At 30.2% G+C, this 17,277-nt stretch carries 14 protein-coding genes, 1 tRNA gene and 1 other RNA gene; 15 read left to right on the top strand and 1 reads right to left on the bottom strand.

The features are described 5' to 3' along the window. Positions 1–120: 120 nt before the first annotated feature. The 9 genes from polA to DMR38_RS16760 all read left to right on the top strand — a co-directional run bounded on the left by polA (position 121) and on the right by DMR38_RS16760 (position 8,034). A complete protein-coding gene (polA, locus tag DMR38_RS16800) occupies positions 121–2,751 on the top strand; it encodes a DNA polymerase I (protein WP_127722403.1) in 2,631 nt (876 codons plus the stop codon). A gap of 24 nt (positions 2,752–2,775) precedes the next feature. Then, positions 2,776–3,399 (top strand): dephospho-CoA kinase, encoded by a 624-nt coding sequence (coaE, locus tag DMR38_RS16795; protein WP_127722402.1) that lies wholly within the window; start codon positions 2,776–2,778, stop codon positions 3,397–3,399. Positions 3,400–3,418: 19 nt separating this feature from the next. Further along, positions 3,419–4,018 (top strand): lytic transglycosylase domain-containing protein, encoded by a 600-nt coding sequence (locus tag DMR38_RS16790; protein WP_175413046.1) that lies wholly within the window; start codon positions 3,419–3,421, stop codon positions 4,016–4,018. A gap of 41 nt (positions 4,019–4,059) precedes the next feature. After that, a tRNA-Leu gene (locus DMR38_RS16785) sits at positions 4,060–4,146 on the top strand. Positions 4,147–4,464: 318 nt separating this feature from the next. Further along, the gene (locus tag DMR38_RS16780; protein ID WP_127722400.1) at positions 4,465–4,671 is read left to right on the top strand and encodes a hypothetical protein; all 207 of its coding nucleotides are present in this window, start codon (positions 4,465–4,467) and stop codon (positions 4,669–4,671) included. A gap of 20 nt (positions 4,672–4,691) precedes the next feature. Further along, positions 4,692–4,952, top strand: a complete 261-nt coding sequence (locus tag DMR38_RS16775; RefSeq protein WP_127722399.1) for a spore coat protein — start codon at positions 4,692–4,694, stop codon at positions 4,950–4,952. Positions 4,953–5,235: 283 nt separating this feature from the next. After that, positions 5,236–5,426, top strand: a non-coding RNA gene (gene ssrS / locus DMR38_RS16770) — 6S RNA. A gap of 411 nt (positions 5,427–5,837) precedes the next feature. Next, positions 5,838–7,049, top strand: a complete 1,212-nt coding sequence (glf, locus tag DMR38_RS16765) for a UDP-galactopyranose mutase (protein ID WP_127722398.1) — start codon at positions 5,838–5,840, stop codon at positions 7,047–7,049. Beyond that, the gene (locus DMR38_RS16760; protein WP_127724123.1) at positions 7,015–8,034 is read left to right on the top strand and encodes a glycosyltransferase; all 1,020 of its coding nucleotides are present in this window, start codon (positions 7,015–7,017) and stop codon (positions 8,032–8,034) included. The genes glf and DMR38_RS16760 overlap by 35 nt, the downstream gene beginning before the upstream one ends. Before the next feature lie 109 nt (positions 8,035–8,143). Here DMR38_RS16760 and DMR38_RS16755 read toward each other — a convergent pair whose 3' ends face one another. Next, positions 8,144–8,869, bottom strand: a complete 726-nt coding sequence (locus DMR38_RS16755; protein ID WP_127722397.1) for a phosphatase — start codon at positions 8,867–8,869, stop codon at positions 8,144–8,146. Between the two features lie 261 nt (positions 8,870–9,130). On the opposite strand from DMR38_RS16755, the gene DMR38_RS16750 reads away from it, so the two are divergent. The 6 genes from DMR38_RS16750 (at position 9,131) to DMR38_RS22150 (ending at position 17,266) form a co-directional block, all read left to right on the top strand. Next, a complete protein-coding gene (locus tag DMR38_RS16750) occupies positions 9,131–10,435 on the top strand; it encodes a VanW family protein (protein ID WP_127722396.1) in 1,305 nt (434 codons plus the stop codon). A 231-nt stretch (positions 10,436–10,666) separates the two neighbouring features. Then, entirely contained in the window at positions 10,667–12,361 is a 1,695-nt protein-coding gene (locus tag DMR38_RS16745; protein WP_127722395.1) for a methyl-accepting chemotaxis protein, read from the top strand. Between the two features lie 275 nt (positions 12,362–12,636). Continuing rightward, on the top strand, positions 12,637–13,317 hold the full coding sequence (locus DMR38_RS16740; RefSeq protein ID WP_127722394.1) for a GntR family transcriptional regulator: 681 nt from the start codon (positions 12,637–12,639) through the stop codon (positions 13,315–13,317). A gap of 815 nt (positions 13,318–14,132) precedes the next feature. Next, entirely contained in the window at positions 14,133–16,244 is a 2,112-nt protein-coding gene (locus tag DMR38_RS16735; RefSeq protein ID WP_127722393.1) for an AAA family ATPase, read from the top strand. 59 nt (positions 16,245–16,303) lie between these two features. After that, the gene (locus tag DMR38_RS16730; RefSeq protein ID WP_207670757.1) at positions 16,304–16,942 is read left to right on the top strand and encodes an oxalate oxidoreductase subunit delta; all 639 of its coding nucleotides are present in this window, start codon (positions 16,304–16,306) and stop codon (positions 16,940–16,942) included. A 30-nt stretch (positions 16,943–16,972) separates the two neighbouring features. Then, positions 16,973–17,266, top strand: a complete 294-nt coding sequence (locus DMR38_RS22150) for a 4Fe-4S binding protein (RefSeq protein WP_207670756.1) — start codon at positions 16,973–16,975, stop codon at positions 17,264–17,266. The last annotated feature ends 11 nt before the right edge of the window (positions 17,267–17,277 follow it).

Here is a 17,277-nt window from a genome sequence, read left to right as displayed (position 1 = left end):
TATATTAATTTTAGAATAAGATAAAAATTTTTACAATACTTTATTTCTAATTTCCGATAAAAATGATACTATATATAGAGTGTACAGTTTCTTCATAAATGAAATTTTGGAGGTAATTCAATGAATGATGAAAAGTTGCTGATATTAGATGGACATAGTTTGATGCATAGGGCATTTTACGCACTTCCAGATTTAACTAATCTAGAAGGAACCCATACAAATGCAGTTTATGGTTTTTTAAATATGCTTCTTAAGATGAAGGAGGAAATTAAGCCAGATTATGTAGTATGTACTTTTGATAGGAGTGCACCTACTTTTAGACATAATAAATACAGTGAATATAAAGCCGGAAGAAAAAAGATGCCTCCTGAATTGTCAGAGCAGTTTCCAGTAATCAAGGAAATATTAAAAATGATGTCCGTAAGTATTTTTGAAATAGATGGATTTGAAGCAGATGACCTTATGGGAACACTATCTGTCTTTGCTGAAAAAAATGGCATACAGGTCTATATAGTTACAGGAGATAGGGATGCCCTTCAGCTTGCTACAGATAAAGTAAAGGTAGTTATCACCAAAAAAGGTATTACTCAAAAAGAGGTATATGATAGAAATAGAATGATAGAAGAATATGGGGTAACTCCTACACAGTTTATAGATGTTAAAGGACTTATGGGCGATACTTCAGACAATATACCTGGAGTTCCTGGTGTAGGTGAAAAAACTGCTTTTAAATTAATAAAACAATACAAGAGTATAGAAAATGTATATGAAAATGTAGAGGATATAAGTGGAAAGAAACTAAAGGAAAACTTAAAAGATAATATGGAGCAGGCTATTTTTAGTAAAAAACTTGCAACTATTATGACTAATGTACCTGTGGAAATGGATCTTGAGTCCATTGAGTCAAAGGAAGAGTATGATGCACAGGGATTAAAGAAGATGTTTGAAAAACTTGAATTTAAATCTTTGATAAGCAAAATCCATGGACTTAACGAAATTCAGGAGGATACAGCACAGGAATTTGATGTTGAGTTTACGGAAATAGATACTTTAAACAAGTTTGGTGATTTTGTAAATTGTTTAAAAAATAATGATTTAGTATATATAAACTTTAAGGTAGAAAACGAGGAAAGCTATTCTAGAAGTTATATAGATAAGGTATTTATAAGTTTAGATGAAAAAAATTTTCAGATACATATAAATGAAATATATAATGAAGACAAGATTAAAGCAGTAGAGCTTTTTAAGGTCTTATTTGAAAATGAGGATATATCAAAGGTAGGGTATGATGTAAAAGTTCCCTGCAGCATATTATATAAAATGGGTATAAGATTTTTAAAATTAGAATTTGATATAAAAATAGCAGCTTATCTTATAGATTCATCGAGACCTGACTATGAACTTAAGGATGTTATAAGACAGTATACGGGAGTTGAAATTTCAAAAGATGACGAAAAACTTTTTGCTAAGGAAACTGTACTTTTTAGTAAAGTTTATTCCGAGCTTACAAAGAAAATAGAAGAAGCTCATATGGAAGAGCTTTTGTATAAAGTAGAACAGCCTCTTATATACGTGCTTGCATCTATGGAATGTGAAGGCTTTAAGGTCGATAAGGGTAAGCTTGTGGAACAAGAAGGTAAATTTAAAGTTGAAATAGATAAAGTACAGGAAGAAATATATTCTCTTTCTGAAGAAGAATTCAATATAAATTCTCCAAAACAGCTTGGGAAAATTTTATTTGAAAAACTTGATTTACCTGTAATAAAAAAGACTAAGACGGGATATTCCACTAATGCAGAAGTACTCGAAAAATTAAAAGATAAACATCCTATAGTTGAAAAGATAATTTACTATAGACAGCTTACTAAATTGTATTCAACATATATTGAAGGACTTAAGGCAGTAATACAGGAAGATGACAAAATTCATTCCAGTTTTAATCAAACGGTAACAACTACGGGAAGACTTTCAAGTACAGAACCTAATCTTCAAAATATACCTATAAAATATGAGATGGGTAAAGAGATAAGAAAAATATTTGTTCCAGAAAATGAAGACTGTGTTATACTTTCAGCAGACTATTCACAGATAGAATTGAGAGTACTTGCTCATATTGCTGATGATGAAAATTTGATAAGTGCATTTATAAATCACAGTGATATTCACACAAAGACTGCTTCGGAAGTGTTTAAGGTACCTATAGATGAAGTTACATCTGCGCAGAGAAGCAATGCTAAGGCAGTAAACTTTGGTATAGTCTATGGAATAGGTGACTTTAGTTTGGCTAAAAATTTGAAAATATCTAGAAAAGAAGCAAAGCTTTATATAGACACCTATTTTGAAAGGTATCCGAAGGTAAAGTTATATATGGACGATATAGTGAAAGAGGCTAAAGCAAAATCTTATGTTACCACACTTATGAATAGAAGGAGGTTTATACCTGAGATAAAATCTTCAAATAAAATAGTGAGGTCGTTTGGAGAAAGACTTGCAATGAACACACCTATTCAAGGCAGTGCAGCGGACATAATAAAAATAGCTATGGTAAATGTGTATAGAAGATTAGAGGAGAATAAATTAAAAAGCAAACTAATACTTCAAGTACATGATGAACTGATTCTAAATGTATATAAAGAGGAAATTGATAACGTAAAATCTGTAGTAAAAGAAGAAATGGAAAAAGTTTTACAACTGAAAGTTCCTCTTGAAGTGGATATAAGTGTAGGAAATAATTGGTACGAGGCTAAGTAAATTAGTATAAAGGGGAAGAAAACTGTGATTAAAATAGGGCTTACTGGAGGTATAGGAAGCGGAAAAAGTACTGTTTCTAATATACTGAGAGAGCACGGTATAAGTATAGTAGATGCAGATGTTATAGCTAGGGAAGTAATTGAAAAATATCCTGTAATAATTGAAAAAATCAAATATGGCTTTGGAGAAAGATTTATTAATCTTTCAGGTAAACTTAAAAGAAAAGAATTTGGAGATTATATATTTTCTAATCAAGGAGAAAGAGCTAAATATGAAAGTATTATAATGCCTTTCATTAAAAAGGAAATATTAAAAAAAGTAGAAGAATTAGAACAAAAATGTGAAAAAATTTGTGTTATAGATGGAGCTACCCTCATAGAAAATGGATTTTGTAATTATTTAGATGAAATGCTATTAGTTTGGGTAAATAAAGGAGTACAGATAAGCAGAGTGAAAAGTAGAGATAAATTAACTGAAGGTCAAGTGCTTAGCAGAATAAACTCTCAGATGCTTTTGGAAGAAAAGAAAAAGTATGCGGACTTTGTATTAGATAATTCTAATACCTTAGATGAAACTAAAACACAATTAAAGGATATATTTATAAGAATAAGCAGAAAATATGGGGGGGTGAAGTGTCCTAAAATATAGTTTTTAAGACACAAAAAAATTGAGGTTTCTAAAAAAAGTAGCAATAGTTATAATACTAATAATGGTAGCTGTATTATGTGTAAAAAGTATTGCAAGATATTGTTATCCATTAAAGTATTCAACTTATATAGCAAAATATGCAAAACAATATGATTTAGATCCCTACTTTGTAATGGCTGTGATTAAGACAGAAAGTAACTTTAAAGAAAATGTAAGATCTAACAAAAATGCTATAGGACTTATGCAGATAACTCCAGATACTGCAGAATGGGCAGCAGATAAAATGGGAGTATCAAATTTTCAAGATAACATGTTAAATGATCCTGAGTTTAATGTAAGAATGGGATGTTGGTATTTGAATAATTTGAAATCAGAGTTTAATAACAATATGGATCTAATTTTGGCAGCTTATAATGGAGGTAGGGGCAACGTACAAAAGTGGTTGAAAGATTCAGAGCATTCTAAAGATGGAAAGAATATACAATATATACCTTTTAAAGAAACGGATAAATATATTAAACGTGTAAAAGTAAATTACAGGGTATATAGGTACTTATATAAAAATTTACAGATAAATACTTCTACAATTATTGTAAATTTTTATAATTTTAAATTTTAGTTGACAGTTTCATAAAAAATCATTATAATAACTATTGTAATGCGAGGGTGGCGGAATAGGCAGACGCGCTACTTTGAGGGGGTAGTAAGAGAAATCTTGTGTGAGTTCAAATCTCATCCTTCGCACCAATCAGAAATCAAAAGAGAAGCAGATTGCTTCTCTTTTTTATGTCCTAAATTACCAAGTCACTAAACTCTATTTTTACCTACATGAATTACATAGGAAAAATAGGATCAATAAGATTTCATATAAAAGCAAATTCTAAGCATTCCATAATATTCTTGGAGTGTTTATGCACAGTAGATATATATCCGCAAATTCTTGCAAAGTGTTATTTATTTGAAAATGTCTAAGAGCTTATGTTTAACGATCTTGAATCTTATATACATAAATTTGATTTATAAGGTAATAATATACTTGTAAAAAAAATTAGGGAGGTAGAGATTATGACAATTGGCAACAAACAATTGGATACTGGAAACTTAAAGGTATTGAAGGATCAAATTGAGTACGAAGCACTGATGAACAAAAAGTTTAATGAGTATTCAGGAAGATGCAGTGATACACAAATAAAAAATTTGTGTAATGAAGCTGCACAAGTTCACAAACAAAACTTTACATCTTTAAAATCCTATTTAGATTCACATCAATAAAAAGAAAGGGGAATTAGATTATGAATGAACAAGAACTTATGCATGACCTTTTAGCTAGTGAAAAACAGGTTATCTCAGCATATAGTACAGGAATAACAGAAACTTCTTGTACTAATTTGAGAAACACTTTAGTAAACAATTTTAAAAGTGCCCAGGATATTCAATACAAGATTTTTGATACTATGAGACAAAAGGGATGGTATCCTACAAAAGATGCTACAGAATCGGATGTACAACAATTAAAAAATGAATCTAATCAAATTATGAGTTCATTAAGATAGTTAAAATAAAAAGCAATCTCAATTTTAAAATTGAGATTGCTTTTTATTTTCTAAGTGTTTTACCTAAGGTATGCTTCAATAGATTTAAACTAGTATTAAAATTAAATTGAAATGTTTAATTTATTGTGATAATATACATATATGGAATGATAGTAAGCTTGTTTTTAAGTTTATTAAAGATATTGATCTATAGTATTTTAGGATAGTTTCTAATAAGTGAGGTTTGAGGGACGTGTGAGTAATCACTACAGGTTTAACTTCCGTTCTTCACATTAAAAGAAAATAATTTCTGAAATATTCGATTAGCTTCTTATCTTGATCCTACAGTATTTATAAGGGAGTTCAATATTTTGATGCGTATATGTACCTTCTGTGAGACCTTTAAGGCATTTAAGAGATAGAAACATCTGTGAGGGCACCCACCTATCAGTGTGATAGGTTTCAAGAAAAAAGCGGCGGTATTTCGGATAAACATTAGATAAGTGAAGAGAGGTATTTATATCTCTCTTTTTGTTGCAATTAAAAGTAAACATTTTTTTAAAAACAAATAAATATTGTATTAGAGTCTTGCTATGAATAAAAGGTATGTGTACTATTAATTTATAAGAGTACTTATCAATGAATCTTACTTAGTGGGAAAAGCAGATATCCCAAATCTTTGATTTGGTGATAGTCGCTTTCGCTGTGTGCAAGCAGATATCCCAAATCTTTGATTTGGCCATAGTGGCTTGCGCAGAGTGCGTGGGAGTGTTACAGTAGGTAGCCATCAGATAAAAATAAAAAATAAGTAAGACTAATTTTGTATAATAGTGATTATTTCAAGATGAAGTATATAATTTTTTTACATAAGACACAATACATAATGAATGGAGGAAATATCAACAAATGAATAAAACATATGATTGCCTAGTAATAGGCTGTGGACTTGCAGGAGCGGTGATATCTAGGGAATTAGCAGAGCGGGCAGGTAAAAAGGTATTAATTATGGAAAAACGCAGCCATATTGCAGGTACTACTTATGATTGTTTAAATGAGGATGGTATACTAGTACATAAATATGGCCCTCATATATTTCACACTTATAACAAGCGTGTATTTGACTATATCTCTCGATTTACAAAGTGGAGAGATTATTCTCATGAAGTTTTGGCAAATATATATGGGAAATTGATGCCTGTCCCATTTAATTTAAATTCTCTTTATATGGCCTTCGATTTGAAAAAAGCAGATAGATTAGAACAGAAGCTTGTTTCTACTTATGGTATGGGCCAGCGATTAACCATTGCAGAACTGCGGAATAATAAGGATAGTGAATTTCAGGAACTTGCTGATTTTGTTTATAATAATGTGTTTCTCAATTATACTCAAAAACAGTGGGGCGTTACTCCAGAAGAAATAGATCCGTCTGTTATAGCTAGAGTCCCAATACTAATTTCACGTGATAATCGTTATTTTCAAGATACATATCAGGGAATACCAGCTAATGGGTATACTTCTCTTTTCAATAAATTATTGGATCATCCTAATGTAAGTTTGTGTCTTGATACTGATGCAAATGCGTTATTGAAAATTATAGAAGATGATATATTTTTTGAGGATAGACCGTTTAAAGGTATAGTGATATATACTGGTGCTTTAGATCAATTTTTTGACTGCCAGTTTGGGTGTCTTCCCTATAGGACTGTAGATTTTTTGTTTGAAACACATAATGTAACATGGTATCAGTCAAAAGGAACTATAAATTATACGGTAGATAAGGATTTTACACGAATTACGGAATTCAAGCATTTAACAGGTCAGAATATTTATAATAAGACTACTATAATGAAGGAATATCCAAAGTCATATACAGCTTCTGAAGGTGAAACACCTTACTATCCTATAATTAGTTCGGACAACTTTAAGCTTTATGAAAAATACAAACAGCTTACTAATAGATTGCATAATTTCTATTTACTGGGTAGGCTTGCAGAATATAAATACTATAATATGGATGCAATAATTGAGAGGGCACTAATTTTGGCAGATGAAATTATCTGTAGCAAGAAAGGAAATAATATTGATGAAGATAATAACATTTACAGTTCCGTGCTATAATTCAGCAGATTATATGGGACATTGTGTAGAAACTCTCCTTCCAGGTGGCGAGGATGTAGAAATAGTAATTGTTGACGATGGTTCTTCTGATAATACTGCAGAAATAGCAGATGATTATGCAGCAAAATATCCTAATATTATAAAGGTTGTACATCAAGAAAATGGAGGTCATGGTGAGGCTGTAAATACGGGCATTAAGAATGCCTCGGGTATATACTTTAAAGTGGTAGATTCTGATGATTGGCTTGATGTACCTGGAATGTTGAAAGTTATAGATGTGCTGAAAGGACTTTACAAAGATGGAAAAATACTAGACATGATGATATGTAATTATGTTTATGAGCATTCTAAAGATAATACCAGCCATGTAGTTAACTATAAAAATGTGATGCCTGAGAATCATATATTTGGATGGGATGATGTGGGTAAATTTAAGATATCACAGTATATTCTCATGCATTCTGTTATATATCGGAAATCTCTTTTGTGTGAATGTGGACTTGAGCTTCCAAAGCATACTTTTTATGTGGATAACTTATTTGTTTATGAGCCTCTTCCATATGTGCAGACAATCTACTACATGGATATCAACTTATATAGATATTTTATTGGCAGGGAAGATCAATCTGTAAATGAAAAAATCATGATAAAAAGGATAGACCAACAGCTTTATGTGAATAAACGTATGATAGACTTTTACTGTAAATTTGATAAAATACCTAATAAACGTTTGGACAAGTACATGAGAAACTATCTTTCTATGATGATGACAATTTCTTCAGTGCTCCTTATAATTTCGGGAAGTGAGGAAAACTTTAAAAAGAAAACTGATTTGTGGTCCTATTTAAAGAGTGTAAATAAAAATCTTTATTCAGATATGAGATACTGCTTATTTGGTATAATATCTAATGCTCATGGCAATTTTGGAAAAAAAATAGTTGAATATGGCTATCGCTTAACCAATAAAAAATATAAATTTAATTAGATAAACATAGTTCTTGGTTTCAAGTGGAGTTTTTTCTCCATCTGAAACTCGGATAAAAAGGTGATAGTCTGGAAAGTTGAACTTTTCAGGCTATCACCTTTTTAATATTTTATTGAATGTTTTTTCCTTTACTTTTTAAGAAACTGAGAAAATCTTCTTTACTCCTGTTTATAATTAGTTCCTCGGGCATATCTATTTGTTTTAACATTTCTATTGCAGTTTCGAAGCCGCCGATGCGGTAAGCAAAATGGGAATCACTATTCAATATTATTTTTACTCCGTATTCCTTACATAAACTTGCTATTTTGGTACAATTCTTTTCACTGCCTTTTCTTGAACTTACAAAGGAACTATTGTTTATTTCAATAAGTATATTTTTTTCTTTGGCCTTTTTAACTACTTCTTCTGCATGAATTGGAAACTTTGGATTACCGGGATGGCCTAAAATATGTACATTAGGATTATCCATAACTTTTAATAGAGTGGAGGTATTTAAGTCTGGATTTTTATTTGCCTCCATTATAGGCTCGTGGATGCTTGCTATGATTATATCTAATTTTTCCTGAAGATCTGTTGATAAATCAAGATTTCCGTCATAATCTATGATATTTGCTTCACATCCATAAAGCATAGTTACACCAAAAAGTTTTCTTGGAAGTACCTTAAGATTTTCAAAATACCATTTATGAGGAGCACCAGGCATAGAAGGTCCATGTTCTGTTGAACCTAAAAGCTCTAGTCCTATTTCACTAGCATATTTGGCATTTTCTAATAAAGTAGAATAAGCATGGCCACTAACTATAGTGTGGGTATGTACGTCAAGAATGTATTTCATTTATATTAACTCCTTTCAAAATGAACAAATATTGTTATATTAATTATATATTAGAATTTGCATTTTTGTCATTTAAAATCCAATAAGAATTGGGAAGGTATGAATATATGATAAAATTCATAGCAAAGGTTTCAGAATAGGTGTATTATATATAGTATAAAATAACATAATTATCTAATTTAGGTGAAGTTTCGTGTATTTATTTATAAAATTAATCCATATTAATAGAGTTTTGATTTATAGGAGGATTTGTAATAGCAAATGGTAAAAATTACAGAAAATAGGAAAAAAACAATAAAATTTAGAATTAACAAAAGGAAAATGATAAGGTCACTATGCATAATGATCTTATCAATTTGTGTTTTACATCTATTCCTAGTACATTTTGTAGTTAATAGGTATAATGAGCGTATATATCCTGGAGTTAAAGTAGATGGCATAAATTTAAGTGGGGAAACTGAAAAAGAGGCTGTAGATACTTTAAAGCACAAATATGTAAATAAAGCATTGAAAAAAAATATATTGATTAAAGCTGAAAGTAAAGTGTATACAATAAACTATTCAAAGCTGAATATGAATTATAACATAAAGGATACTGTAAAAGATGCTTTTAAATATGGTAAAAAGGGTGATATTTACGATAAATATAAAATTATAAGAAGTGCAAAAGAAAAACGGTTTAGTTTAAAGTATAGTTATAATAAAAACGAAGTTGAAAAAATTATATCAAAAATTGAGAATGATTTTGATATAAAACCAATAGATGCCAAAGTAACTAAAGATAAAAATGATAAATTTGAAATTACTTCTGAAAAGCAGGGGCAAGAGATTGATAAGGACAAGCTTATTAAAGACATGGAAACTGAAATTAATAGTAGAGATACTAAAGATGTAATAGTTAATGTTAAAATGAAAAAAATTCAGCCTGTAATGAAAAAATCAGATTTAAAAAAGATAGATACAAAAATATCTAGTTTTACAACTGATTTTTCATCATCCACAGATAGTAGAGCTAATAATATTAATGTGGCAGTAAAGAGTTTAGATGGAATTACAATAATGCCTAATCAAATCTTTAGTTTTAATAATATAGTAGGAGAAAGAACAGAAAAAAGAGGATATCAAGCCGCTGGAGTTATTGTAGGTGATAAATTAGAATCTGGCTTTGGGGGAGGAGTATGTCAGGTATCAAGTACTCTTCATAATGCTATAGTAAGAGCAGGTATAATACCTATAGAGAGGGACCACCATAATCTACCTGTTAGCTATGTTGGTCTTGGAATGGATGCTACAGTAGATTATGGAAATATAGATTATAAATTTAAAAATACATTGAATTATCCAATATATATAGAATGTTCAGCAAAGGATGGAAGTTTAACATTTAATATATATTCTAATTCCAAACTAACTGAAAAAACCTATAATCTTGTAAATAGCGTTAAAACAGCGAGGGAAGATAATAAAACAGTACTAACGGTAAAAGCTTACAAAGTTACTTATAAGGATGGAAAACAAATTTCTAAGCAAGAAATAAATACTGATAAATATAGACTCCCAAACTAGGAGTTTATAGAGTTTCTAAACGAAAAATCGACTTATACTCTGATACTTTTTACAACCTTCAGCTCATTAAATATTTTGAAATGTAGTGCTATTGAAGTTAGAGGTGTTTTTTACAAATTTTTATTGATGACTTAAATATTATAACAAGTTATAATATTTATAAGTATATATTTTTAATTTAATAGAAAAAGCATTAATAGATTTCATTTAAGCTAGGGGGAGTTTAAAATTATGAGCAAACTTGGGACCAAAATTCTCAGGTTAGTATGTGTAGTTGTTGGTGCTATTGTTGCAATATCTTTGATAAGTAGTACTGTTATACTTAAGAGGGCGGAATCACAACTGAGGGATAAAGCAAAACAGTCTGTCACAGAATCAATTAGTATTATTGACAAGAATAGGATAGAAAAAATAATAAAGGATAAGTCTAACAATTCTAAAGAATATGGTGAAGTACTAAATTCTATGATAGTGTTCAAGGCAAAAAAAGATATCAAAAATTTTTATGTTTACATAAAAAAAGACAATAAAACTGCACAATTTTTGATAGATGCTTCACCTGATCCAGCAGATTATTTGGAAAGTTACGAAATGCAGGGTAGAATGATCAGTGCTTTTGATGGTAGTATTGCTGTTGATAGTGAGCCATCGTCAGATAAATGGGGAACTTATATGTCAGCTTATGCTCCAATAAAAAATTCATCTGGACAAGTTATAGCTGCTATTGGAGTGGATGAAGATGTGTCCACATTTGAAAATATTAAAAAATTGTTCTTTTATCTCTCCATCTTACAAGTTATAATTGCTGTCATTATATCTTTAGTTTCGGTGTGGTTATTTTCAAAAAAATTAAAGTATAACATTGGCATAATTGAAAGTAAGTTAGTAGATATGAGTGAGGGTAATCTGCAGGGGAATTTGGAATTGAAGACAAAGGATGAAATTGAACAAATAATGCATTTTTTAAATGATTTTAGATTAAAGGTTAGTAATATCTTGATAAATATAAAAGAACATGTAAGTAATGCCCAGGGAAGTGCTGGTGATTTATATAGTATATCTAAAGAAATGTCATTGTCTGCAGAAAATGTTTCTTTAATCATTCACAAAGTGTCAGAAAATTCCGAAAAACAAGCTTATCATATTGTTAATATGGAAGAGGTGTTTGATGAATTTGGAAAAAGAATAGAAAATACTACTAAGATGATAAATGAATTTAACGTTATGGGAAATAGTATTAAGGAAAAGTCTAAAAAAAGCAGTGGTGATGTGAATTTACTAATAAAATCAATAAATGATTTAAACGTTCAATTTAAATCTGTTGTAGAAAAGATTCAAGGATTAGGTGATAATATTGATAAAATAAGCGACATTACAAATTTAATAAATGATATATCAGATCAAACTAATTTACTTGCATTAAATGCATCGATAGAAGCCTCTAGGGCTGGAGAAGCTGGAAAGGGATTTAGTGTAGTGGCAGATGAAATTAGGGTTCTTGCAGAACAGTCAAAAATGTCATCTAAAAACATTAATGAACTTTTAAAAAATGTTTCTAATCAAAGTGTTGCTGTTGTTGATGACACTAAAAATGTAGATCGTCAATTTTCAAATCAAATCGGTATTGTAAACAACATTGCAAGTTCTTTTGGGGTAATAATTGATGATATAGAAAAATTGCTGCCAGGAATAAACCTAGTTAATAAATCTATGATTGAGGCTGACAATAACAAATCTATTATAATGAATAATTTAGAGACATCGTCTTCTTCAGCAAAGGAAATTTCTATATCTTCTAAAGATATAGCTTCCATAGCTGAGGTATTGAGCAGTTCTTCAGAAGAGGTTACTAATTCAGCTGAAAAGCTATTACATGTGGTTAACGATGTAATGGAAAATGTAAATAAATTTAAAACAGAAGAATAAAACTTATACGTAGAAATATTTTTACAACCTTCAGCCCGATTAAATATTTTGATAAATCCAAGTAAAAAATCTAAAAACTTTTGAAAACTTGTAGATTAAATAACTCAAAAGTTTTTAGATTTCCATTAATTTTTTATTAGGGCTTATGTATAAAATATTTTAATAAATCTACTACAAATTGACATATAGTAGCTATTAATGATATAATTTTCTTAATATAATAAATAAAAAAATAAATTTTAATATTATGAAAACTATAAAGGAGGTAAAATAAATTGGCTTATGAATTTTCACCTATAAAGTTTGACAATACGGGTTATATTAGAGATTCGGTATTTTCTATCTTACGTAATGCTATTCTTGATGGAAAATTGGAACCAGGCCAGCGTCTTGTAGAACGTAACATTGCAGAGCAATTAAGAATAAGTAGGACTCCAGTAAGAGAAGCCATTAGAAAACTTGAAATCGAGAAATTGGTTACGCATATCCCTCGCAAAGGGGTGGTTGTTTCTGGATTTACTAAAGAAGATATAGAAGAAATTCAGGTAATTAGAATATCATTAGAAGCTCTCAGCTGTAGCATTGCAGCGACTAAAATAAAAGAACCTGAACTAAAAAGTTTAGATTCTTTTAATAATAAAATGTTAGAAGAGTATCAAAAAGGAAATGTTGCCAAGTCAATTTCATTAAATAGAAAATTTCATGAAAGTATTTATAAGGCTGCAAAAAGTCCACATCTATATTATTTTGTTAGTACACTTCGTGAGTACATTAGTAAATTTACAAAACTAACCTACACAAAACCTGGTCGACTTCAGGAAGCCTTTACTGAGCATAGTGAAATTATCAAAAATTTGCGTCAACATAATAGTGATGGATCATATAATTCGGCTAAGAAACACGTTGAGAAATCCAGTGAGACATTTTTAAAAATGGCATATTTTCAAAAAAAGTAATAATTATCACAAAATATTTTAATAGATAGTGAAAATTGAAAAATTGCTCATTTTATAGTATTATTTGTATAATTATATAAATAATATATTTTAAGTCAAACTATTGAAATAATTAATTAGTTGTGATACTATGAATATGGGGATGGAATGAAGATGTTTTCAATCAAAATTGGTATACCGTATACCAATTCTAAAAAAATAAAAATACTAAAATTTAACTTTATTAATAAACTATAGCTACTTTAATTTTTTTATTAAAAGTAAAAAGAGTGGTATGTGTAAATAGTACAACCCAATAGTATTAGATTGAAAGTTACAGAAGGTTTAGTAGAATATGTAATTAAGTTCATATAGAGCAATTACCTATATATTATTACAAATATAACAATTAAGTCTCAACATTCAAAACATTTCACAATTATTTGAATTTTTCAATAATACAAGAATTTTTCCTAATTAAGAAGTATTTATCTAATAATTATCTGTTCTAATATTTTTATCTCATATTGTAAACTCATAATGAATCAAATTTTGAACGACATATATAGAATATATCATTAAAATGTTTTTATCCAAATTTGGTATACCGTATACCAAATTTTAAAATATAAAAATGCTAAAGTCCAATTTTATTTAATTGAATTTTCTCAAGTGTATGTTGTGATCAACTACATTCCTAGATAGCGTATTTTAGCTAAATGATAACGTCTTCTAAGTGCTAAAGAATCCTGTTAATAAGCATTAGGGAGAGTTAAAACTCTAACTGATTCCAAGAACTCTGTTTATTAAAAGTAAAAAAAGAGGTGTATGTCAAAATGGTACAACTTAATAGTATTAAGCTAAAAGTTAGAGAAGGCTTAGTTGAAGATTCTCGAAAAGGCATCATTCGTATGAATAGAGAAGATATGGAAGTATTAGGATTGGATACGGGACAATTTGTAAATATCAAAGGAAAAAGAAATACTGTAGCAAAAGTTTATCCATCATTTAATGCCATTTATGGAATGCCTCTTATTCAAATGGATGGAATTATTAGGAGAAATGCTGGTACAGGCATTGATGATATTGTAACTATTAGTGAAACTAAAGTGAAAACAGCACGTAAAATAATGCTTTCTCCCATAGACACATTTTTTAAGCCAAAAGAAGATGATAAAAAAGAAATTAAAAATATGCTTAAAGGAATTCCAATGCTTAGTGATGATGAATTGTCTTTAATGATCTTTGGAAACAATGAGGTTGGGTTTTACGTAAGTGGGACAGCACCATCTGGTCCAGTAAAAATAGATGAAGAAACTGATCTTATTTTTATAGAAGGGGAGCTCGGAGATGTAAGAGCAAGAGTTACATATGAGGATATAGGAGGTTTAAACAAAGAAGTTAAAAAAATAAGAGAAATTGTAGAACTTCCTTTTAAATATCCAGGTGTATTTAAAAAATTGGGATTTGAAGCGCCAAAAGGCATTTTGCTTTACGGACCTCCAGGTACAGGAAAAACTTTAATAGCTAAAGCTATAGCATCAGAAACAAAAGCTCATTTTATTCATGTAAATGGTCCTGAAATAATAAATAAGTTTTATGGTGAAAGTGAAGCAAAAATTAGAGAAATATTTAAGGAAGCTAAAAGTAGAGCACCAAGTATAATTTTCCTTGATGAACTTGATTCAATTGCACCAAGAAGAGAATATGTACATGGTGAAGTTGAAAAGAGAGTCGTAGCACAACTTCTGGCACTTATGGATGGCTTAGAGAGTCGAGGACAAGTTGTTGTAATTGGTGCCACAAATATACCTGATTCACTAGATCCTGCGTTAAGACGAGCAGGAAGATTCGATAAAGAAATTGCAATAATGCCTCCAGATAAAAAAGGAAGATTTAAAATACTACAAATTCATACAAAAGGTATGCCTCTTGATGAAGATGTAGAATTGGAGGAGTTAGCTGATGTTACCTATGGATTTGTTGGATCAGATCTTTCAGCCTTATGTAAAGAAGCTGGTATGATAGCTTTACGTAATATTTTATCAAAAATTGGATTAGATGAAAGACTTCCCCCATTTAAAGTTTCTATGAATAATTTTATTGAAGCACTGCGAGAAATTCAACCTTCTTCTACCCGTGAATATTGTACAGAAGTTCCTGATATAAATTGGGAAGATATTGGGGGATTAGAAGAAATTAAAGACACTTTAAAAACTTTAATAGAGCTTCCACTACATGATCTCAATTTATGTAAAGAATATAATTTTACCCTCCCAAAAGGTATTTTATTGACAGGTTCCTCAGGTAGTGGAAAAACTTTACTTGCAAAAGCTGCTGGTAATTCTACAAAGGCAAACTTTATTACTATAAGTGGACTTACTCTAGCATCTCATGGGATGGGGGAAGCTGAAAAGGTTTTACATGATATATTTATTAAAGCAAAACAAAGTTCTCCTTGTATTTTGTTTTTCGATGAAATCGATGCTATATGCAGCTATAGATCTAATTCAGCAAATAATTTATCAGATAGGCTTATAAGTCGTCTTATACTCGAATTTGATAACCTAGAAAAATCTAATGAAGTCATAGTATTAGCCGCTACAAATAGAATAAATCTAATTGATCCAGTTTTACTACGAGAAGGACGATTTGAATATATACTAGAAATTCCGCTGCCAAATGTAGATGAGAGGGAGGCTATTTTAAAAATCCATTCTCAAAATTTACCTATTTCAGAAAGTGTAGATTTTATGCAATTAGCTGAAAACACCAAGGGAATGACTGGAGCAGAACTGGCTACTTTATGTCATAAATCTTCATTTATAGCACTTAGAAAAGCACTTAAAACAGGATTAAAGATTAAAATAGATGATAAAATCTTTAATCAAGCCATTACTGAGGTGAAACATAAAAAGAAATTTGAGGAGGTGATTGCCCCCAAATAGCAGTTTTACAGCTGTGTACATTACCAAGTTCAAATTATTAAAAAAGAAGGTGGAGAATAGTGACAAATAAAAATTTGTTTGCTGAACCAGATTTAAAGCAAATCACAGTTTGGGGAAGAGGAGTATATGAAAACAAAGAAGCTCGTGATGTAGTTGTCTCTCTAACTGAAGCTGCCGCACTAGAAGGTAAATGTGTTCAAGCCTGGGAAAATTATGTTGACCTTCCCGACCGTATCTATGTTCCTGTAAGGGCCTATGGTAAAATTAGCCCTAAACCAATCGAATCCAAATATGTTTATGAAAATGAAACTCCAGATATTGTTGCACTTACAGAAGAAACTCTTGTTAAGGGGATTGACATTTTAGCTGGAATTAGACCCGGGGCTGTTCTTGTAATTAATACTAAGAGGGCGCCTGAGTACTTGTTCAAATTTATCAAAAAAAATACAGAAAACCTTTCAAAAATTATAACAATAGATGCCAATAAGCTGTCAAAATCCATTATTACACTTTCAGGTGCAGAAGGTGCAACAGATGCATCCGGTATAGGTAAAGGTATGGGTGCAGCATTAGCTGCTGCTATTGTCAAAGGTACCGAAATTGTGAAGATGGATGATTTATTAAAAATTGTTGTAAATAAGAGTGCTGCTAAAAAAGCATATGAACAAGCTGTTGTTGTAGATACAAATACTTTATAAAATATTAAAATATTGAGGAGGTGCTGTAAAATGGCTGTACCATATGAAAAGATTCCTTTTGCAGGAACTGTTAAATCACCACAAAAAGAAAATGAAGGAATGATTACTGGCAACTGGCGTACAAGGAGACCAATATTGGATGCTGAGAAGTGTACAGAATGTCAGATTTGCTGGATTAGCTGTCCTGATTCATGTGTAAATCTTATGACTAAAGACAGTCCTATTAATTTTAATCTAAAATATTGCAAAGGTTGTGGAATATGTGCCGAGATGTGTCCTGTTGGAGCAATCAGCCTGGTTCCTGAACTGGATTTTGAAGATTAAGTTCATATCAC

The sequence above is a fragment of the Clostridium sp. AWRP genome (assembly GCF_004006395.2).
Lineage (GTDB): Bacteria > Bacillota > Clostridia > Clostridiales > Clostridiaceae > Clostridium_B.
Note: the sequence above shows the minus strand (reverse complement) of the source record. Positions and strands in the feature narration are given on the sequence as shown.